The sequence below is a fragment of the Rhodoferax sp. genome, from assembly GCF_012927445.1.
Classification (GTDB): domain Bacteria; phylum Pseudomonadota; class Gammaproteobacteria; order Burkholderiales; family Burkholderiaceae_C; genus Rhodoferax.
The window spans coordinates 502,827-522,600 of sequence record NZ_JABBPD010000001.1 but is presented as its reverse complement, the minus strand read 5'-3'; the positions used below and the strand labels follow the sequence as shown (position 1 = coordinate 522,600).

The 19,774-nt window shown below is 60.0% G+C and carries 20 protein-coding genes; 6 read left to right on the top strand and 14 right to left on the bottom strand.

The window, feature by feature from the left end; all coding sequences use genetic code 11:
- Positions 1 to 24 precede the first annotated feature (24 nt).
- The 8 genes from HHJ17_RS02435 to HHJ17_RS02400 all read right to left on the bottom strand — a co-directional run bounded on the left by HHJ17_RS02435 (position 25) and on the right by HHJ17_RS02400 (position 8,270).
- Positions 25 to 870: an ABC transporter permease subunit gene (locus HHJ17_RS02435; RefSeq protein WP_296497381.1), complete on the bottom strand. Its 846-nt coding sequence runs from the start codon at positions 868 to 870 to the stop codon at positions 25 to 27.
- Positions 867 to 1,784 (bottom strand): ABC transporter permease subunit, encoded by a 918-nt coding sequence (locus HHJ17_RS02430; protein ID WP_296497384.1) that lies wholly within the window; start codon positions 1,782 to 1,784, stop codon positions 867 to 869. Before HHJ17_RS02430 ends, HHJ17_RS02435 begins: the two co-directional genes overlap by 4 nt.
- 7 nt (positions 1,785 to 1,791) lie before the next feature.
- Entirely contained in the window at positions 1,792 to 2,949 is a 1,158-nt protein-coding gene (gene potA, locus HHJ17_RS02425) for a polyamine ABC transporter ATP-binding protein (RefSeq protein WP_296497385.1), read from the bottom strand.
- Between the two features lie 36 nt (positions 2,950 to 2,985).
- On the bottom strand, positions 2,986 to 4,077 hold the full coding sequence (locus HHJ17_RS02420) for a polyamine ABC transporter substrate-binding protein (RefSeq protein ID WP_296497490.1): 1,092 nt from the start codon (positions 4,075 to 4,077) through the stop codon (positions 2,986 to 2,988).
- 248 nt (positions 4,078 to 4,325) lie between these two features.
- Complete coding sequence (locus HHJ17_RS02415) at positions 4,326 to 5,069, bottom strand: amino acid ABC transporter ATP-binding protein (protein ID WP_296497387.1); 744 nt, start codon at positions 5,067 to 5,069, stop codon at positions 4,326 to 4,328.
- A complete protein-coding gene (locus tag HHJ17_RS02410) occupies positions 5,066 to 6,184 on the bottom strand; it encodes an amino acid ABC transporter permease (protein ID WP_296497389.1) in 1,119 nt (372 codons plus the stop codon). Before HHJ17_RS02410 ends, HHJ17_RS02415 begins: the two co-directional genes overlap by 4 nt.
- 16 nt (positions 6,185 to 6,200) lie before the next feature.
- Complete coding sequence (locus HHJ17_RS02405; RefSeq protein WP_296497392.1) at positions 6,201 to 7,211, bottom strand: ABC transporter permease subunit; 1,011 nt, start codon at positions 7,209 to 7,211, stop codon at positions 6,201 to 6,203.
- A gap of 21 nt (positions 7,212 to 7,232) precedes the next feature.
- The gene (locus tag HHJ17_RS02400) at positions 7,233 to 8,270 is read right to left on the bottom strand and encodes an amino acid ABC transporter substrate-binding protein (RefSeq protein ID WP_296497395.1); all 1,038 of its coding nucleotides are present in this window, start codon (positions 8,268 to 8,270) and stop codon (positions 7,233 to 7,235) included.
- A gap of 289 nt (positions 8,271 to 8,559) precedes the next feature.
- On the opposite strand from HHJ17_RS02400, the gene HHJ17_RS02395 reads away from it, so the two are divergent.
- Positions 8,560 to 8,898 (top strand): hypothetical protein, encoded by a 339-nt coding sequence (locus HHJ17_RS02395; protein WP_296504850.1) that lies wholly within the window; start codon positions 8,560 to 8,562, stop codon positions 8,896 to 8,898.
- A gap of 150 nt (positions 8,899 to 9,048) precedes the next feature.
- Here the strand turns inward: HHJ17_RS02395 and HHJ17_RS02390 are convergent, their stop codons facing one another.
- The 3 genes from HHJ17_RS02390 to HHJ17_RS02380 all read right to left on the bottom strand — a co-directional run bounded on the left by HHJ17_RS02390 (position 9,049) and on the right by HHJ17_RS02380 (position 12,319).
- Positions 9,049 to 9,786 carry a sulfite exporter TauE/SafE family protein gene (locus HHJ17_RS02390; protein WP_296504901.1) on the bottom strand — a complete coding sequence of 246 codons (738 nt, stop codon included), beginning with the start codon at positions 9,784 to 9,786 and terminating at the stop codon, positions 9,049 to 9,051.
- Positions 9,787 to 9,831: 45 nt separating this feature from the next.
- The gene (locus HHJ17_RS02385) at positions 9,832 to 11,280 is read right to left on the bottom strand and encodes an MFS transporter (RefSeq protein WP_296497495.1); all 1,449 of its coding nucleotides are present in this window, start codon (positions 11,278 to 11,280) and stop codon (positions 9,832 to 9,834) included.
- 391 nt (positions 11,281 to 11,671) lie between these two features.
- Positions 11,672 to 12,319 (bottom strand): FMN-dependent NADH-azoreductase, encoded by a 648-nt coding sequence (locus tag HHJ17_RS02380; RefSeq protein ID WP_296497401.1) that lies wholly within the window; start codon positions 12,317 to 12,319, stop codon positions 11,672 to 11,674.
- A gap of 133 nt (positions 12,320 to 12,452) precedes the next feature.
- On the opposite strand from HHJ17_RS02380, the gene HHJ17_RS02375 reads away from it, so the two are divergent.
- The 4 genes from HHJ17_RS02375 (at position 12,453) to HHJ17_RS02360 (ending at position 16,921) form a co-directional block, all read left to right on the top strand.
- Complete coding sequence (locus HHJ17_RS02375) at positions 12,453 to 13,370, top strand: LysR family transcriptional regulator (RefSeq protein WP_296497405.1); 918 nt, start codon at positions 12,453 to 12,455, stop codon at positions 13,368 to 13,370.
- Positions 13,371 to 13,543: 173 nt separating this feature from the next.
- Positions 13,544 to 14,002 (top strand): (2Fe-2S)-binding protein, encoded by a 459-nt coding sequence (locus tag HHJ17_RS02370; protein WP_296497407.1) that lies wholly within the window; start codon positions 13,544 to 13,546, stop codon positions 14,000 to 14,002.
- A 21-nt stretch (positions 14,003 to 14,023) separates the two neighbouring features.
- Complete coding sequence (locus tag HHJ17_RS02365; RefSeq protein ID WP_296497409.1) at positions 14,024 to 16,306, top strand: xanthine dehydrogenase family protein molybdopterin-binding subunit; 2,283 nt, start codon at positions 14,024 to 14,026, stop codon at positions 16,304 to 16,306.
- A gap of 3 nt (positions 16,307 to 16,309) precedes the next feature.
- Complete coding sequence (locus HHJ17_RS02360; protein WP_296497411.1) at positions 16,310 to 16,921, top strand: NTP transferase domain-containing protein; 612 nt, start codon at positions 16,310 to 16,312, stop codon at positions 16,919 to 16,921.
- On the opposite strand, the gene HHJ17_RS02355 is transcribed toward HHJ17_RS02360, so the two are convergent.
- Positions 16,911 to 17,141, bottom strand: coding sequence for a hypothetical protein (locus HHJ17_RS02355; RefSeq protein ID WP_296497413.1), 231 nt, complete (start codon positions 17,139 to 17,141; stop codon positions 16,911 to 16,913). The genes HHJ17_RS02360 and HHJ17_RS02355 overlap by 11 nt on opposite strands.
- Positions 17,142 to 17,188: 47 nt before the next feature.
- Entirely contained in the window at positions 17,189 to 17,368 is a 180-nt protein-coding gene (locus HHJ17_RS02350; protein WP_296497414.1) for a hypothetical protein, read from the bottom strand.
- A 182-nt stretch (positions 17,369 to 17,550) separates the two neighbouring features.
- Here HHJ17_RS02350 and HHJ17_RS02345 point away from each other — a divergent pair, with 182 nt between their 5' ends.
- Positions 17,551 to 18,303 carry a DUF1345 domain-containing protein gene (locus HHJ17_RS02345; RefSeq protein ID WP_296504848.1) on the top strand — a complete coding sequence of 251 codons (753 nt, stop codon included), beginning with the start codon at positions 17,551 to 17,553 and terminating at the stop codon, positions 18,301 to 18,303.
- Positions 18,304 to 18,438: 135 nt separating this feature from the next.
- Here the strand turns inward: HHJ17_RS02345 and HHJ17_RS02340 are convergent, their stop codons facing one another.
- Positions 18,439 to 19,773, bottom strand: coding sequence for an ATP-binding protein (locus tag HHJ17_RS02340; RefSeq protein ID WP_296497419.1), 1,335 nt, complete (start codon positions 19,771 to 19,773; stop codon positions 18,439 to 18,441).
- Between the last annotated feature and the right edge of the window lies 1 nt (position 19,774).

Below are 19,774 nucleotides of genomic sequence, written 5' to 3'. Positions count from 1 at the left end.
GCCATCCATTGCCATCCATTCCCGTTACGCACGTTTTTTCTCATAGCGAGTGCCACGGCCTTGCGCTCTTTTTCGCTCGTTGCGTGCCATCCACAGGCTGGCCAGCAACACGCCCAGGCCTACCACCCCCACGGTCAGCGTGGCGACGGTATTGACGCTGGGGCTCAGGCCCAAACGGGCGCGACTGAAAATGGTGATCGGCATGGTGGTGGCGCCCGGACCGGAGAGGAAAGACGACAGCACCACATCGTCCAGCGACAAGGTGAACGTCAACAGCCAGGCCGCCCCGATGGCATGCGAGATCAACGGCAAGGTGACCAGAAAGAAGACCTGCCAGGGGTGGCAGCCCAAATTCTGGGCGGCTTCTTCCAGTTGCGGGTTCATCTCTTGAAGCCGCGACTGCACCACCACGGTGGCGTAGGCCATGCCCAGCAAGGTGTGGGCGAACCAGATCGTCATCAGCCCTCGTTCCGGGAAACCAAAGGCCCGCTGCACCGACACCAGCATCAACAGCAGGGACAGGCCGATGATGACCTCCGGCATCACCAACGGTGAATTCACCATGCCGGAAAACAGGGTGCGCCCCGGAAACCGTTTGAACCGCGTCAGTGCCAGCGCCGCCAGCGTGCCAAGCACGACCGAGGCACAGGCCGTTAAAAACGCGATCTTCAGGGACAGCATGAAGCCGGCAATGATTTCGACGTCGCTGGCCAGGGCGTCATACCAGCGCAACGACCAGCCGCCCCAGCGGGTGACCAGTGGGCTGGCGTTGAAGCTCAGTACGATCAGGGTCACGATCGGCAGGTACAGGAACAGGAAAACCGCACCCAGCCAGAGCCGGGACGTGAGCTGTGCGGCATTGAACTTCATGCGTGACGTCCTGCCTGGCTGTTGGCGTGGTAGTAGTTGAACAGGGCCAGCGGAACGATGATCAGCAGCACCATGATCACCGCCACGGCCGCCGCCATCGGCCAGTCGTTGTTGCTGAAAAATTCATCCCACAACACCCGTCCGATCATCAGCGTTTGCGGGCCGCCCAGCAGTTCGGGAATGACAAACTCGCCGACACAGGGAATGAGAACCAGCAGTGAACCCGCCATGATGCCGGCCCGGGAGATCGGCACCGTGATCAACCAAAAAGCCTGCCACGGCGTGGCGCCCAGATTCAACGCGGCCTCAATCAGGCGCAAGTCCATTTTCACCAGGTTGGCATAGAGCGGAAGAATCATGAATGGCAAATAGGTATAGACCATCCCCAGGATCAAGGAAAAAGGGGTGTTCATCATTTTGAGCGGCTCAGCGAGCAGGCCCAGGGCGATCGCCAGATTGTTGAATAGGCCGTGATCGGCCAACAACATTTTCCAGGCATAGACGCGCACCAAAAATGACGTCCAGAACGGCAGCATGACCAGCATCACCAGGGTTTGCCGCTGGCTCGCCGGGCTGCGCGCCATGAAGTAGGCAAACGGGTAGGCAATCAGCAGGCAGATCACGGTGGTGATCCCGGCAAACTTCAATGAGCGCAAGTAAGTCTGAACATAGAGATCGTCCTGCAGGAGAAACAGGTAGTTGCCCAGCTGAAGCTTGATCTGCAGCACGCCATCCGACCACAGCCACAGGTCGCTGAACACGGTGTTATTCATATCGGACAAACTGATTTTAAAAACAACCAGAAAGGGCAGTAAAAAGAACACCAACAGGAACAGCAGCGGCACCCCGATGACAACCTTGCGGCCCCAGGCCACCCGTTTGAGTCTGTTCTGTAAAAAGGAAGCCGCGGTCATGGTGTGCTCAATGGGTCAAAACCACCACATCGCTGCCATCCCACCACACATAAACCGGGTCGCCCCAGGTTAGCTGGGTCGCCTCGTAGCGGGCGTCATTGAGATGGATCACGCGGACGATGGTGATGCTGCCGTCGAGCTGGACGTGGTAGGTGGTGAGATTGCCCAGGTAGGCGATATCCTTGATCACACCGTGCACGAGATTGAAGCCGACCTGCTCCAGCGACTCCCGTTCCTCATCCCGTGGCGGCTGCGGTTGAATCATCATTTTCTCGGGCCGCACGGCGACGCTGAGCGCCATGCCGAGCGTACCCGTGATGCCATGGCTGACATAGTGCCGACATTCGGGTGTGGTGATCAACACATGATCCGGTTGGTCCACTTCAAGCGTGCCTTCGAACAGGTTGACGCTGCCAATAAAGTCCGCGACAAAGCGGCAGTTGGGGGTTTCGTAAATATCGCTCGGGCGCCCGATTTGAAGCAGCTTGCCTTCGTTCATGACGCCGATGCGTGTGGCCATCGTCATGGCCTCTTCCTGGTCGTGCGTGACCATGATGCAGGTGACACCGACCTGCTCAATGATGTCAACCAGTTCAAGCTGGGTTTTTTTGCGCAGCTTGGCATCCAGCGCGGCAAGGGGTTCATCCAGCAGCAACAACTGCGGCCGCTTCGCCAGACTGCGGGCCAGCGCCACCCGCTGCTGTTGCCCGCCCGACAACTGGTGTGGTTTGCGTTTCACGTAAGGCTTGAGTTGCACCAATTCCAGCAACTGCTCGACGCGCGCCACGATGTCGGCTTTGGGCAGGCGTTCGCGGCGCAGACCAAAGGCGATGTTGTCCCACACATTCAGATGCGGAAACAGGGCATAGCTCTGGAACATCATGTTGATCGGTCGCTCGTACGGCGCCAGGGCGCCGATATCTTGCCCCGCCAGCAGGATCTTGCCGGAGGTCGGTAACTCAAACCCCGCCAGCAGGCGCAGCAAGGTGGACTTGCCACAGCCGGAAGAACCCAGCAAGCCAAAAATTTCGCCCTGCGCGATCTCAAGCGACAGATCGTCCACCGCATACACCTCGTCGAATTGTTTGACGACGCGTTTGATTTGCAAGAATGGCGCGGCACGGTGTGGCGCCGGTGACAGCGGGGGGCTGGCGTCAGTGAGCACCGGGGTTTCCTGCTTCCGCCGCGCTGCCGTGCCGCATCAGAGACCCGTTTTGAATTCGGTGTAAACCCAGGTGATCAAGCGCCGCGTGTCATTGTTCAGGGCCTTGGGCGGCACCATGGTGGCCATTTCAGCGGCAGACGGAAAAATAGACGGGTTGCGCGCAACGTCCGGCTTGATGAAAGGGCGTGATGCCTTGTTGGGATTAGCGTAAAAAACCTTATTGGTCAAGGCGGCATGTACTTCCGGGCGCAGGATGTAGTTGATAAACAAATGGGCATTGTGGGGATGCGGCGCATCGGCCGGAATCGCCATCATGTCAAAGAACAACACCCCGCCATTTTGGGGCACCAGGGCCACGATGTCCTGCCCCGTCTTGCCGTCAATGGCCCGACGGCGGGCGATGTTGATATCGCCCGACCAGCTCAGCGCCAGGCAGATCGATCCGGCGGCCATGTCGTTGATATAGCCCGATGCGCTGAACAGGGTCACATAAGACCGGACTGATTTGAGAAGCACCCTGGCCGCCTGGTAGTCCGCCGCATTTTTGCTGAACGGATCTTTGCCCAAGTAGTGCAGCGCAGTCGGCAAGACTTCCGAGGCGCTGTCGAGCACGGACACGCCGCAGCGCTTGAGCTTGCTCACGTATTTGGGGTTGAAAAAGAGCTCCCACACATTGGCGGGCAGCGGTTCGGCGCCCAGGGCGGCCTGCACCTTGGCGGTATTGATGCCGACGGTGGTGTAGCCCCACAGCCAGTTGACCAGGTACTGATTGCCCGGATCGAGGCTGGCCATTTGCTTTTGAAGGTCAGGGTCCAGGTTCTTCAGGTTGGGGAGCTGCGCCTTGTCGAGCTTGCGCAGCAGGCCGCCGTCCATTTGCAGCCGGGCCCAGCCCGACGAGGGCACCACAATGTCGTAACCGGTTTTGCCGGCCACCAGCTTGGCGTGCAGGATCTCGTTGTTGTCAAAGGTGTCGTAGCGCACCTTGATTCCCGTTTCTTTTTCGAAATTGCGGACCGTGTCGTCGGCGATGTAGTCCGACCAGTTGTAGACATTGAGAATTTTTTCTTCCGGCGCGCCGGCCGCAGTGGCGGCACCGGTCAGCAAGCTCGCCCAGATCAGGCCCGCTATCAGTTGGCCCAGCCGTTTGCTTGCGAAAAGATTGGCCAATTCATGCATCCTTGGATGCAATTGAAAATTGGACGCCAACCCGCTGTGTCAGTTCTTGCGCATTCTCAAAAATCCAGGCTTCGGCAGTGATTCATCGGCGAATTGCTGCGCGGACCTTCACTTGTTAGTGTTTTGCTATTAAAGTAATAGCTACTTGCGTAGGTGAAACGGGGGCTGGAGCCTCTTTTTATCTATAAATCCGGCCTGACTCAGTGCCCCAGAATTTTTGACAGAAAGTCCTGACTGCGGGCGTGTTGCGGGTGGCTGAAGAAGTCGTGCGGGTTGTTCTGCTCGACGATCTGGCCCTGGTCCATGAAGATCACCCGGTCGGCCGCCGCTTTGGCAAAACCCATCTCATGCGTGACGCACAGCATGGTGATGCCTTCTGCGGCCAGCTCGATCATCACGTCCAGCACTTCCTTGATCATCTCGGGGTCCAGCGCCGAGGTGGGTTCGTCAAACAGCATGATTTTGGGCTTCAGGCACAGGGCGCGCGCAATCGCCACCCGTTGCTGCTGGCCGCCGGAGAGTTGCAGCGGGTACTTGCCCGCCTGCTCGGCGATGCGCACGCGCGCCAGCTGAATCATGGCTTTTTCCTCGGCCTCTTTTTTCGGCATCTTGCCGACCCAGATCGGTGACAGTGTCAGGTTCTCCAGCACCGTCAGGTGCGGGAACAGGTTGAACTGCTGGAACACCATGCCGACTTTTTTGCGTACGTCGTCGATCACCCGGGCGTCGTCGGTGAGTTCAACGCCATCCACCCACAGACGGCCCTGCTGGTGTGTCTCCAACCGGTTGATGCAGCGGATCAGCGTCGATTTGCCCGAGCCGGATGGGCCGCAGATGACGATGCGCTCGCCCGGGGTGACGCTCAGGTCGATGTCGCGCAACACATGAAAGCTGTCGCCGTACCACTTGTTGAGCTTGTCGAATTGGATGATGGGTTGGGTCATGGGGTTTCAATTGAGCGCTTGCGGCCCCGGTTGAGCTGTTGTTCAACCCACCGGCTGTAGCGGGACATCGCAAAGCAGAACACGAAATAAATCAGGGCGATGAAGAGGTAGCCCTCCAGCATGAAAGGGCGCCAGTTGGCATCCGAGTTCAAGGCCAGCGACAAGGCGCCGGTGAGTTCGTACAGGCTGACGATGGTCACCAAAGAAGTGTCCTTGAAGGTCGAGATAAAGTTGTTCATGAGGCTGGGCACCACCAGCGCCAGTGCCTGCGGCAGCACCACCTGGCGCTGGGTTTGCCAGTAGGACAGGCCGAGCGTCGCCGCCGCCTCGATTTGTCCCTGGGGAATGGCTTGCAGACCGCCGCGAATCACTTCCGCCATGTAGGCGGCGGCAAACAGCGTGATGCCGAGCAGCACGCGAATCAGCACGTCCACCGTGAAGCCTTCCGGCATGAACAGCGGAAACATGAACGAGGCCATGAACAGCACCGAAATCAGCGGTACGCCGCGGATCAGTTCGACATACAGGGCGCAGAAGGTGCGAATGGCGGGCAGCTGGGAACGCCGTCCCAGCGCCACCAACACGGCAATCGGAAAGGCCATCGCCATCGACAAGGTGGCCAGCAGCAGGGTCAGTGGCAAGCCACCCCAGCGGTCGGTCTCGACGCGGGCCAAGCCCGGCAGGTTGCCATACATCAGGCCGAAAAACACGAGCAAGACGACGGCCCACAGCAGGCCCAGCCAGACGTGCCAGAAGGCCCGGGTGCAGCTCACCACCAGCAGGCCCAGCATCAAGACGGTGGCCAGCATCGGCCGCCATTGCGCGTCAAACGGATAGCGGCCGAACAGGATGAAGCGGTATTTTTCGGCGATCACGCCCCAGCAGGCGCCGACGCCGTCGATGCGGCAGGCCTCAAAGTTCGGTTGCCAGGAGGCCCGGAAAATGGCCCAGCTGATGAATTGCGTCATCAGGTAAAGCAGGGCACCACCGAGGACGACGGTCATCAGGCTGGTGATCCAGTCGCCAAACAGGTTGAGGCGCAACCAGGCCAGCAGGCCTTGCGTTCGACGCGGCGCGGGCCGGGGGGCAATGGGTTGAAAAGTAGGGGCGGTCATGGGGTGGGTTCCGGCCTCAGCGCTCTTGAATCGCCGCGCGACGGTTGTACCTGTGCATCAGCAGGGCGGTCGCGAGCGAGGTGCACAGGTACACCGCCATGACGATGGCAATGCACTCCACGGCGCGCCCGGTCTGGTTCAAGGCCGTATTGGCGATCGACACCACATCCGGATACCCAATGGCGACGGCCAGGGAAGAGTTCTTGGTGAGGTTCAGAAACTGGTTGGTCAGCGGTGGAATGATCACCCGCAGCGCCTGCGGCAGCATGACCAGCCGCATGGACTGGCGCGGGTTCAGCCCGAGCGCTACCGCCGCCTCGCGCTGCCCCCGGTCCACCGATTGGATGCCGGACCGAACCACCTCGGCCACAAACGCCGCTGTGTAGAAGGTCAAACCCAGCAGCACGGCGAGGAATTCGGGCGTTAGCGAGCCGCCGTGTTCAATGGCGAACTCGCCTTTCACCGGGAAGTCAAAAGCAAGAGTTGCGCCCCCGGCCGGCCACAGCGGAATCGGGAAGCTCAAGCCGCCCTTGCTCAGAAACACCGGTCCCAGCGTCCAGGCCTCGGTCGCCGCCGGCAGCGCCTCGGTGAACAGCAAATACCACATGAGCAACTGCAGCAGCACCGGGACATTGCGGAACACTTCGACATAGGCGTAGCACACCCCACGCACCAGGGCGTTGCGCGAAAACCGGCCGACGCCCAGCGGGGTGCCCAGCAGCGTCGTCAGCACGATGCCCAGCAGCGCGACGCGCAAGGTGTTGAGCAACCCGACGCCAAAGGCCTGCCAATACGGTTGGCCTGAGTCAAAGGGGAACAGGCTCTCGCCGATGTCAAACCCGGCGGGGTCGGTTAAAAAATCAAAGCCACTGCGAATGCCCCGCAGCGCCATGTTCTGCAGCGTGTTGTGCGTGAGAAACCAAATGACGGCAGCAATCAGTCCAAGCGCAAGCGCTTGATACAGTCGGCCTCTGAAAGCCCGACTGCGCCAGAAGCTGCGTTTATTTGGGGAGGGGCGGTGCGCCATTCAATCAGGATCAATTGGCGTTCAGCGAACTGGGTAGGCGTAAATCAGGCCACCCTTGTTCCACTGGTTGTTCAGGCCGCGTGGCAAATTCACGGAAGACTTTTGGCCCAGGTTGCGCTCGAAACTCTCACCGTAGTTGCCAGTGGCCTTGATGGCGCGCGCCAGCCAGTCTTTGTCCAGACCGAGCAGCTTGCCCATGTCTTCATTGCCGCCGCCCAACAGCCGTTGTACGGCCGGGTCGGTGCTGGTCGTCTTGAGTTGGTCGACATTGGCCTGCGTCACGCCATATTCTTCAGCTTCCATCGTGCCATAGAGGACCCACTTGACGATGGCAAACCACTCGTCATCGCCACGTCGAACCACCGGGCCGAGGGGTTCCTTGGAGATCAGGTCGGAAAGAATCACATGCTCTTTCGGGTCCTTGGCTTCCTTGCTGCGGATGGATGCCAGCCCCGAGGCGTCGGTGGTGTAGGCGACACAGCGGCCGGAAAAATAGGCGGCATTGGCGGCTTCAAATTTTTCAAACACGATGGGCTTGAGGCTCAGTCCGTTGGCCTTCGAGAAGGAAGCCAGGTTCTTCTCTGACGTGGTGCCCGACTGCACACAGACGGTCTGGCCCTTGAGCTGTTTGGCGTTCTTGATCTTGCTCTTGACCGGCACCATGAAACCCTGGCCGTCGTAGTAGTTGGTGACGGTGGAGTGCAAGCCAAGTGATGCATCGCGCGTCAGCGTGAAGGTGGTGTTGCGCGCCAAGATATCGACTTCGCCGGATTGCAGGGCGGTGAAGCGCTGCTGCGAGGTCAGCGGCACATACTTGACCTTGTTGGCGTCCTTCAAGGTGGCGGCGGCCAATGCCTTGCAAACATCCACGTCCAGCCCTGACCACTTGCCAGTAGAGTCGGCGGCAGAAAAGCCGTTCACCCCGGTGCTCACGCCGCAAGCAATCTGGCCCCGGGCCTTGATGGCGTCCAGCGTTTTGCCGGCATGGGCGGGTGCACCGACGACGGCGCACAGGGCGGCCGCGACGGCGGCCATGGTTGTCAATTTATTCAGTTTCATGTGGGGTAGTTCATTGAGCGTTGGAATCCATGTCGGGGGTTTCGTGGGCAAACCATGCACCACCGGCGTTAACGGATCATATTGAACTTTTGCATGTGGGCGCGTCAATGCCTGGGGGGTGGCAGGGCGATACCGCTGAATCTCGCCGCCCGGGCTCTTTGTAATGAAAAGTATCCGCCGTCAACGCCGCTATCAACCTGACGTTGTAGGTACAAGCCCGAACGAAATTCTGGCTCGCTTATGACAGTCGGAGCTCATGCGACTGTCGCTTTATGAGTGAGTATTAAACATGTCGAATATCAAAAACCTGATCGCTACTGTGTTGTTTTCCAGCGTTGCTGCTGTTTCGTTTGCCCAGGCGCCTGTTGCCCCCAAAGATGCGGCAACCACCGCTCCCGCTGCCGTGACCGCGCCTGCTGCGGCAACAAGCAAGCACGCGACCAAGAAGGTTGAGGCGCCCGTTGTGAAAGACGCTGCTGCAACTGCAACTGCACCTGTGGACGCCGCTTCAAAGCCAGCCCACACAGCCAAGAAGGCTCAAAAAGCCACACCCGCCAAGAAGGCTGACGCTGCTACTCCTGCAACACCAGCAACACCAGCAACACCAGCTACACCTGCAGCCAAATAATCAAACCAATTTTGTAAAGGGGGGCCGGGTTTACTCGGCTCCCTTTTTTTTGTGCGTGGTGTTTTGGGGGAGGAGACAACGCAGTGGCTTGCGCGCTCAAGGTCAGGCGCAGTCGGACCCCTATTGCCCGCAGTGCAGGTTGAGAGGGCGTCAAATCGGCTTCACGAACAGCCCGATGGTGAGCACCACACCAAGACCGACAACCGCCAGTCGCAAGACTTTTTCATTGACGCGGTGCAACGCCCAGGAACCCAATAAGCCGCCAACGATGGCGCCGGCACCTAACACGCAGGCTTCGTACCAGTGCACTTGGGGGGACGTTAAAAATAGCGCCACCGCAGCGGCATTCATCACCCCGGCCAGCGCGTTCTTGGTGGCAGCCGCGACCCGGGTCGACAGGCCGGCCATGGTCAGGGCCGCCATCATCAAGAAACCAATGCCACCACCAAAATAGCCGCCATAAATGGCAATCAGGAATTGCGCCGTGGCCGTGCTGACCGGGCCGAGATGGAGCGTACTTTCACCCGTTTTACGGAAAAAACTGCCCCAGGCAAAAACGAGCGTGGCAAAGAGCACCAGCCAGGGCACCAAATGGGCAAAAACATCGGAGGGGGTGTTGAGCAACAGTAAGCCGCCCAGTGCGCCCCCCAAGATGCTGATCCCAAACAAAGCCCAGAAAGACAATTTACCCGCACCTGACACCAAGCTGCGCCCGGCAATGCCTGAAGTCACCTGACCCGGAAAGAGGGCAACCGTTGAAGTGATATTGGCCGCCAGCGGTGACATGCCGGTCAGAATCAAGGCCGGTAAAGTGATGAATGAGCCACCGCCCGCCAATGAGTTTTGCAGGCCAGCCCAAATGCCGGCAACAAGAATGAGGGAAATCAACATGAATAATCCTGGAAGTTCGAGGGTGGGGTGGTGCGATGTATTTCAATTTTCGGGATGGAGGGCGCGTGCAACAGGGATTTCGCGCAGCCGCCATGCGGCCAGCAGCGCCAGCGCGCACAGCGCCGCCAACATCAGAAAAGTTTCGTTGAAGGCCGCCAGCCGGGCTGGGCTGGTGGCGGCGACCGTCAGAGAATCGCCATGAACGGCCAGTCGCCATTCAAGAACAATGCCACACAGGCTGACGCCAATCGCGCCGCCCAGCATTCGCACAAAACTGATCGTGCTGGAACCCTGTGAAATCAGGGTTTTGTCCAGCGCCCGCAACGAACCCAGATTGAGCGACGGCAAAATAAAACCCAACCCAAGACGCCCTAAGGTACCCCAGACCACCAGGAGCCAGAGCGCGCTGTTCAGTGTCACCGTCAGCATCAGCGAAAAGGACAGGGCCAGCAGTGCCAGACCGATGCTGACCAGCAGGTAGGTGGGATGGCGGTCGGCGAGACGTCCAACCAGCGCAATCGTGACGGCCAAGACAAAACCGGCGGGCAACAAAATGCTGCCCACCAGCGAGGCTGACAAACCCAGCCCCAACAGCATGTAGACCGGCAACAGGTAGGTTGAACCAAACAACGCGGTGCCGTAGATGAACGCGACGATGCTGCCCATCGCGAACGGACGATAACCATACAGCGCCAGGTTCATCAGCGGTTCCCGATTCGTGCGGGTCATGCGCCGCTGCCACCCGATGAAAAGTATGAGCGCCAGAACGGCTCCGCTCAGCAACAGCGTTGCTTCGAGCAGGGAGTCGCCATGCAGTGCCACCATGCCGTTGAGCAGGCATAAAGTGCCGGCGCTGACCAGCAGCAGGCCGCCCCAGTCCAGCGAGGCCCCCTTGCGGTTGGCCGCCACATTCCCGGGTGCTGTGACCGGTACATAGCGATAGGCCAGCCACAGCGAGGCCAGGCAAAAAGGCACCACCATGAAGAAAATGGAACGCCAGCCAAACAAATCGACCAACACACCACCAACGCTGGGGCCGATAGCGGGCGCTAACACCACGCCCATGCCAAAGATGCCGCTGGCCCGTCCTTGCTCATGCGGCTCAAAAGCCCGCATGATGATGATGGCCGGAATGGGCTGTACGATGCCAGCCGCCAGACCCTCGGCGACACGTGCCGCTAACACGAAAGAGAAGGTATTGGCAAAGCCGCCACCGATGCCCCCCACCAGCAGCAAGATCATGGTAGCCACATAGGTACGACGGTAACCATAACGTGCCAGCATCCAGGGGGTGGTCAGCATGGACACGGTCATGGCCACCATAAAGCCAGAAGTTACCCATTGAGCCCGTTCTTGACCCAGCAAGAAATGCTGGCTCATGTCGGGAATCGCGACATTGATGATGGTCGACGACATGATGGACGCCATCGTCCCGACCATGACCGACAGCAGCAACAGCCAGCGGTAACGCTGACCATGGCGCGCCTGCATTTCGTCAAGGGTTGAAGGATTGCTCAAAGCGTGTTTTGCGTCACAACGACCGCCGGTTCATGACTTTTCCTGGCAATGAATAAAACGGTATTTTTTTAGCGACCACGACAGACGATTTTGGTCGATTTTGACTGGATGCGCCGCACAGGGGCTTTTGCGCTTAATTTGAATGCGTTATTGGCCTCTTAATTAGCTGCCCCTCTGCGCAGGATGGGCGGGGGTGCAGGCCCGTTGATCCATCATGAAAATGACGCCGCCCCAAGGCCTGCTTTCTTGACGACACTGTTGCTGGGCCACCACTACGAAATTAGCGGGAGCTTGTGGCCGAACTGGGGCGAATAATTGCGTGCCCGTTTGAAGGTCAATACGCCGCACAGGCGGCGCATCGGCCTCAGGCGATGGCGGCCTCGACGTCCTGAGGGGTTGCTTTGCCAGTCACGGCGGTGATGTCGGCACGTGCGGCGCTCAGTGCGGCGGCCTTGGACGTTTCGCCCATCGCAACGCCTTCGGCGCGAACAAAGCGCACGTCGGTGATACCGAAGAAGCCGAAGACAACCTTGAGATAGCTCTCTTGGTGCTCCATGGCCTGACCGCCTTCGCTGGTGGAGTAGACGCCACCGCGCGATGACGCCACGATCACTGTTTTGCCGGTTGCAAGACCGATGGGACCCTTGTCGGTGTACTTGAAGGTGCGGCCGATTTGCGCGAGGCGATCGATCCAGGCCTTGAGCTGGGTCGGGATGCTGAAGTTGTAAAACGGGGCCCCAATCACGATCACATCCGATGCGAGAAACTGGCTCACCAGTTGTTCGGACACGGCATTTTCAAAGCGTTGCGCTTCGGTGGGTGCGGCCTGGACGCCCGTCTTGATGCCGAGCGCGTCGGCGCTGAAATGGTTGGGCGCATTCAGCGCGAGGTCGAGGTACTCGACCGTGGTATCGGGATGGCTCTGGCGCCATTGGACGACGGCTTCGGCGCTGAGTTGGCGAGAGACGGAGCTGGTGCCCAGGATGCTGGAATCGACGTGTAGCAGTTTCATGATCAATAAATTCTTTCGTGGAAAGTGCCGACATTGAAGCTAGTCGGCCTAATAATCATTCTATTTGTGAATCGATTGATTGATAAGTCACCAAAATTGCGCTGTACCGTTTCAAATATAGGACGATAAACCAATGCAAGACCTCAACGACATGGTTTTTTTTGCCGAAGTGGCCGAGCGCGGCGGGTTTACTGCGGCCAGTCGGGCCTTGGGGGTGCCAAAGTCGCGACTGTCACGACGCGTGGCCGGCCTTGAGGCGAAACTGGGCGTGCAGCTCATGCAACGCAGCTCACGCAAGCTGTCACTTACGCAGGCTGGCGAGTTGTATTTACGGTACTGTGTCGAGATGCGGGAGGCGGCGCAGGCCGCGTATGAAGCCATCGCGCAGGTGCAGACTGAGCCACGCGGAACCGTACGGTTGAGTTGTCCCGTGACCCTGGCTCAGAGCGCCATGGGGCCATTGCTGCCAATTTTTTTGAAACGCTATCCGCAGGTGCACATCGAGATGCGGGTGCTCAATCGGCCAGTCGATCCCATCGAAGATGGAGTCGACCTTGCGCTGCGCGTGCGAACTCAAATCGAAGACAGTGCAACGCTTGTCGCCATGACTTTTGGCGTCAGCCGCCTTGTCCTGGTGGCCAGTCCGGATCAGCTGCGCAGGCAAGGCCCAGTGCTGGCGCCTGCAGATTTGTCGCGACTTGACACCGTATCCATGTCGGTTGGCGAAAGAAGAAGCAGCTGGCGACTCGAAGGCCCCCATGGCCAGGTGTTCGTCCATTCGCACGAGCCGCGGTATGTGGCCGACGATCTGATGACGCTCGCGTTCGCGGTCGTGCAAGGCACCGGCGCGACGATGCTGCCTGACTACATGTGCCGTTCTCACCTGAAAGACGGCACATTGGTCGAGGTACTGCCCGGCTGGGGGCCGCCGCCGGGCATCACGCATGCCATGTTTCCGGCCCGGCGCGCACTGGTTCCGGCCGTCCGCCGCTTGTTGGATTTTCTCTCTGAAAACCTGAAAGTCGACGGATCCTATGACTTCGCCGGTTGACGCGAGTACAGCTTGCCCGAATAAAACCCCGTGGCCAAAGTGGGCCGTTTGGGGCAGTGGCGGCGGCTTTCAAAACGTGACGCCAGAGCCGCTTTAGCCGGGCAGCAGAATTCCCGGAATTCCATTACATTCGGTTGGCTCGGCCGCTGTGGCCGCTGACCGAGGAGACCCCCATGCCAACGCTCAACATCAACGGCAAAGACACGCTGGTCGATGCCGATCCAACAACGCCCATCCTGTGGGCTCTGCGCGACACGCTGGGCCTGACCGGCACCAAATTCGGCTGTGGCGTGGCCTTGTGTGGTGCCTGTACCGTGCATCTGGATGGCGTGGCCACGCGTTCCTGTGTCACGCCGATCTCCGCGGCGGCGGGCAAAAAAATCACCACCATCGAAGCCGTGGGCGCTGACCAGGTCGGCCTGGCCGTGCAAACCGCCTGGATTGCGCACGATGTGGCGCAGTGCGGCTACTGCCAAAGCGGGCAAGTCATGAGCGCCACGGCCTTGCTCAAGGGCAACAAAAAGCCCAGCGATGCCGATATCGATACGGCCATGGCCGGCAACATCTGCCGTTGTGGCACCTATGCCCGCGTGCGCAGCGCCATCCACGCCGCTGCGGCGACCTTGGCTTAACCCCCACGCGAGGACCTCATCATGCATATCGACTCCGCCTTCGGTGACTTGGCCCATCAATTGCCAAAAGGGCTACTAGCCCGCATGGAGCGTGCGCAAGGCACTTCTAAATCAATAGCAAGTGAGGCACTGCCACGGCGCACTTTTCTGAAAATGAGCGTGGCTTCGGGCTTTGCACTGGGCGCTTACCCGCTGGTGGCCGGCGCACAAGGCGCAGCACCCGCAGCGGCACCGGACGGGCTGAAACCGTTTCAACAACCCGCTGCCTTTGTGCGCATTGACAAAGATGGCACGGTGACCGTAACCGTCAACCGGCTGGAGTTCGGCCAGGGTGTGCTGACGGCGCTGCCGATGATTCTGGCGGAAGAGCTCGACGCCGACTGGACGCGCGTGCGCGGCGTGCATGGTGACGCCGATGCGGCCTATGTCGACCCGGTCTTTGGCATGCACCTGACCGGCGGCTCCGGCTCGATCAAGCATTCCTTCACCCAGTACCGTGAGTTGGGCGCACGGGCTCGCGCCATGTTGCTGGCGGCCGCGGCGGCGCAATGGGGAGTCGACCCCGGCAGCCTGCGTACCGAAAACGGCAAGGTGATGGGGCCAGGTGGCAAGGTGCTGACCTATGGGGATTTGGCCGAAGCGGCCATGACCATGCCCGTGCCGCAAAAAGTGACGCTCAAGGAGCCGAAAGATTTCCGCCTCATCGGCAAGGCAACGCTCCGGCTGGATGCGCGGGCCAAATCGACCGGCACGCAAAACTTTGGCATGGATATGCAACTGCCCGGCATGCTCACGGCCGTGGTGGTGCATGCGCCGGTGTTTGGCGCCAAACTCAAAACCGTGAACGACAGTGCGGCCAAAGCCATCCCCGGCGTCAAGGCCGTGTTCCGCATGCCCACCGACCGCGGCGGTGAAGGGGTGGCGGTGGTGGCGCAAGGCTATTGGGCCGCCAAACAGGGGCGCGATGCATTAAAGCTGGAGTGGGACACTGCCGCCGTGGAGAAGGTCGACAGCGTGGCGCAGTTGGCCAGCTACCAAGCTTTAGCGAAAAAGACCGGGATGGTGAAATTCAAGGCGGACATGGCGCCCTTGGCCAAGGCACCGAAGAAAATCAGCGCGGAGTTCACCTTTCCGTACCTGGCCCATGCGCCCATGGAGCCGCTCAATTGCACGGTGCAGGTCACGGGCCAGGGGCCCGACGCCAAAGTTAATTTATGGCTGGGCACCCAGATGCCGGGTTTTGATGCGCTGGCCGCGGCCAAGGTGCTGGAGGTGGCGCCGAACAACGTCAAGGTCAACGTGCAGATGGCTGGCGGCGGTTTTGGCCGGCGTGCCGTGCCCACCGCCGACTACGTGGTCGAAGCCTGCACCGTGGCCAAACTGGCCCGCGCGGCCGGCCTGGAGGTGCCGGTGCGGGTGATGTGGAGCCGGGAGGACGACATCAAAGGCGGCTACTACCGCCCTCTGCATGTGCACCGCGCCGAGATCGGTTTCGATGCCAAGGGCCGGGTGCTGGCCTGGGACCATGTGGTGGTGGGGCAGTCCATTGCCCAGGGCACGCCCTTTGAAGGCTTCATGATCAAGGACGGCATTGACAACACCGCGCTCGAAGGCATGCGTGACCCCTATGACGTGCCCATGCGCCTCTCGGTGCACCACCCCAAGGTCAATGTGCCGGTGCTATGGTGGCGCAGTGTCGGTTCCACCCATACCGCGTATGTGATGGAGACGCTGATCGACGAAATTGCCCGCGCCACCCAGCAGGACCCGGTGGCTTACCGGTTGCAGCTGCTGGGCGACAAACACCCGCGTCACACAGCGGCTTTGCTGCTCGCGGTCGAACAATCGGGTTATGGCAAGCGCCGGCTTCCCGCCGGCCAGGCCTGGGGCGTGGCGGTGCATGAATCGTTTGACACTGTGGTGGCCTATGTGGCCGAAGCCTCGATCACCAAAGGCGTGCCCAAGCTGCACGCGGTCACGGCCGGCGTGCACTGCAATCTGGCGGTCAACCCCAAAACCATTGAGGCCCAGGTTCAAGGTGCGGCGCTGATGGGACTGGGCACCTGCCTGCCCGGTGCCGCCATCACCTTCAAAGACGGCGTGGTCGAACAAAGTAATTTTGCCGACTACATCGTGGCGCGCCTGCCCGATATGCCCCGCATGGCGGTGCACATTGTCCCCAGCGCGGATGCGCCCACCGGCATGGGCGAGCCGGGGCTGCCGCCGTTGGCCCCGGCATTCGCTAATGCCATCGCCAAACTGACCGGCAAGACGCCGCGGGGATTGCCCTTCAAGTTGGCTTGACACATGGTCAGTTCCGGAGCCCGCCTCTTGCTTGGCCACCCACCGACCGTCCTGATTCTGGCCAGTGGGCGCGGCGAGCGCTTCACGGCCTCCGGTGGCCAGGGCAACAAGTTGCAGGCCATGCTGCAGGGCAAAACAGTGCTGCAGCACACGTTGGATGCCGTGCGTGCCAGCGGCTTGCCTTTCCATCTGGAGTTTGCACCGCACCCCGGCATGGGCGACGCCATTGCCGCGGCGGTTCACGCGACACCGGAGGCCGCCGGGTGGCTGATTCTGCCCGGCGATTTGCCGCTGATCCAACCAGCCACGCTGTGGGCCGTGGCGCACGCGTTGGAGCGCCAGGCCGTGGTGCTGCCAACGTTTGACGGTCAACGCGGGCACCCGGTCGGATTTTCCACGGTGTGCCGCGATGAACTCATGGGTTTGAGAGGAAATCAAGGTGCAGCCGCCGTGGTGCGTGCGCGAGGTGCTATGAAATTAGTAGTAACGGATGTCGGTGTCGTGACCGACATTGACACGCTCGATGATTTCAACGGGGTGGCGCAACTGCTGGCGCGCAAAGCCACTTCGGATGGGACTCGTGCTTGGACTTTGCCCTCAAAGACTATTCTTTAGGGGGCAGGGTGAACGTGCTGAACGGTTCGCTCCACGGTGTGGTCGAGCTTCTTCTGAATGGGTTGACTTCACTTTGGTGCCGTTGCCCCGTTGTTGGTGCATAAATAACGGCACTGGCGCCGCCTGCTGCAGCGGCTGTCTCCTGCAACTCCTTCACGACAAGCGTGCCGACGAAAGTCAAAATCAACAGCAAACTCAAGGCGCCAATTAAAGTTTTCATCAATGAATTTTTCTGGTGTTCACACGCTTCAGTTCAAACCCCTTGAGCTAATAGTTGACCCACTGCTGAATTTTCTGGCTTGGGTGTGACGTGTCCGATCTGGTCGCTTGCCTGGCTGCATCAACGCCTTCATCGTCACAGGAAATCTCATGCAGCTCCGTGGCGGCAAATATGCCGACGAAGGCGGACACCAATGACAAAACCAGTGCACCAATAAATGACTTCATTTCGAGACCTCCACGATGGTTCTCATTGCCACGCAAAATTAATGCCAAACACGGTGATCTCTGGAATTATCTGTCTTCTCCAAATTAATTTTTATCCCATTGGCGGCTAGATGGCGCGGGGATCACGGCGACCGGTGCTGTAATTGCTGCGGCTGTTCCCGACCAAAGGTGCATGAACCAGATTGCATCTTCAGGGACGAATCCATCACTGGCGAAACCAATTCACCCAAAATGACGACTCGATGACACAAACGCCTGCTCACTCTTTCCAGTCCAAACCTCGGTTTGTCCGCTTCGTACTGGCGCGTCCGCGTCTTTTGAGTTGCCTCATCTTTGGCGTGCTGACGGCTTTGTTGTTGCCGAAATCGCTGGAAATGCTGCCAATTACCAAAGCCATCATCGGCTGGAATGTTGGCGCATGCCTGTATCTGTTGCTGGCCGGTCACATGATGTTTCGTTCCACTCACGAGGTCATGAAAATGCGTGCGCTGCGGGAGGATGAAGGGCGGCTTTTGGTTTTGACTTTTGTCGTTATCGCCGCGCTGATGTGCGTTGGCGCGATCGTGGCCGAACTGGCGGTGGTGAAAGAACTGACGGGCACCCTGCGCTACACGCATATTGGGTTGGCCGCGCTCACGATTGTTTCCTCGTGGGCTTTCACGCAAGTGATGTTCGCGTTGCACTATGCCCATGACTACTACGCGACGGAAGTCCGTGGTGAGCACGGTGGCCTGGGTTTTCCTGGTGGTCAAGCGCCGGATTACGGCGATTTCCTTTACTTTGCCATCGTGATCGGGACGTCGGCTCAAACCGCTGATGTCACTTTTACAAGCCGCAAGATGCGCAGAACCGGCACCGTGCACTGCGTCTTGGCCTTTTTCTTCAATACCACGTTGGTCGCATTGACGATCAATATTGTCTCAGGATTATTCTGAAAATCCGGGTGGGGGTCATCAAACGAGTGTTCATGCAGGCGCCTTGCAAAGCTTCGTGGTTGCAGATGAACAAAGTAGGGCGACGGCTACTTAGAGGGGCTTAAGCCACCTTCGCGCCGGTTGATCCCGGCCGTGTCAGGGGCTGGCCGGGAAATTGACTTCGACCCGCAGCCCTCCCAGTCGCGCTGAATGAGCGAGAGAGAGCCGGGCGCCATGGAGCTCAGCGATGGACTTGACGATCGCCAGACCGAGCCCGCTGCCGGTCGTTTCAGTGCCGGCGACGCGGTAAAACCGGTCCAGCACCCGTTCGCGGTCTGGCTCGGGAATTCCGGGGCCACTGTCGTCCACGGTCAACACCAGGCGATCGCCAACGCGGCGGACCTCCACGTCCACCGTGCCGCCCGGCGGCGTGTATTTGACCGCGTTGTCCAGCAGATTACGCAGCAGAATTTGCAGCGCTGGTGCGTGGCCGGCGATCTCGCCTTTGTCCGCCAGGCTCAGGCCCAGATCGATCTGCCGGGCTTGGGCGCTCGGTGCCGTGTCCGCGATGGCGAGTCGTGCCATGTCGGACAATGCGACCGGTTGTGGTTTGCTGCCGGTCGCTGCATTCGCCTGCTGCCGCGCCAGCACCAAGAGCTGCTCCACCAGACGCGTGGCGCGGTCGATGCCGGCAGTCAGGCGCCCAATCGCCACCTGCCGTGTGGCATCGTCCGTGGCGCGCTGCAGGCTTTGTGCTTGCAGTTTCAACGCCGCCAGCGGCGAGCGCAACTCGTGTGCGGCATCGCCGACAAAGCTCTTCTGTGCATCGAACGCCTGACGCACCCGGCCAAACAATAGATTGAGCTCATGCACCAAAGGCTGTATTTCATCCGGCAAACCCGCTTCGCTCACCTCGGTGAGGTCATCGGCCTGACGCGCGGCAACTTGGCGCCGCACCCGGGATACCGAGGCCAGCGAGGCGCTCACCGCCCACCATGCAACCAGCATCAGCAGCGGTGCCATCACGGCAATCGGCGCAATCGTGCGCAACGCCAGGGTACTGGCCATTTGGCGGCGCGCCGCCATATCCTGCGCGATCTGGATGGTCTGGGATTTCGACAGCATCGAGAACATCCGGTAGGTGGTCCCTTGAACTTTTAAATTGGAAAATCCGAGCACGGCCCGGTCCGGCAGCGCGGCGCGTGCCGCCGACTGGAACACCCGCAAGCCATTGGCGGTCCACACCTGAACGACAAAGTCGGCATTCTCGCCTATACGGGGTGCGTCGATGGCGGCACCGTCAGCGTTGAGAGGCAGGGCAGAACGCAAGGACATCGCCATCTGCTGCATGTGGTAGTCGAAGATGTCGTCGGCTTCGGCACGGGCCGTGAGGTAGGCAATCGAGGCTTGCGCCACGGCCGTCACCGAAATGGCGACAAGCAACCAACCAAGCAATCGGGTTCGCAGCGAGTGCGGTGTCAAACTGCTCATG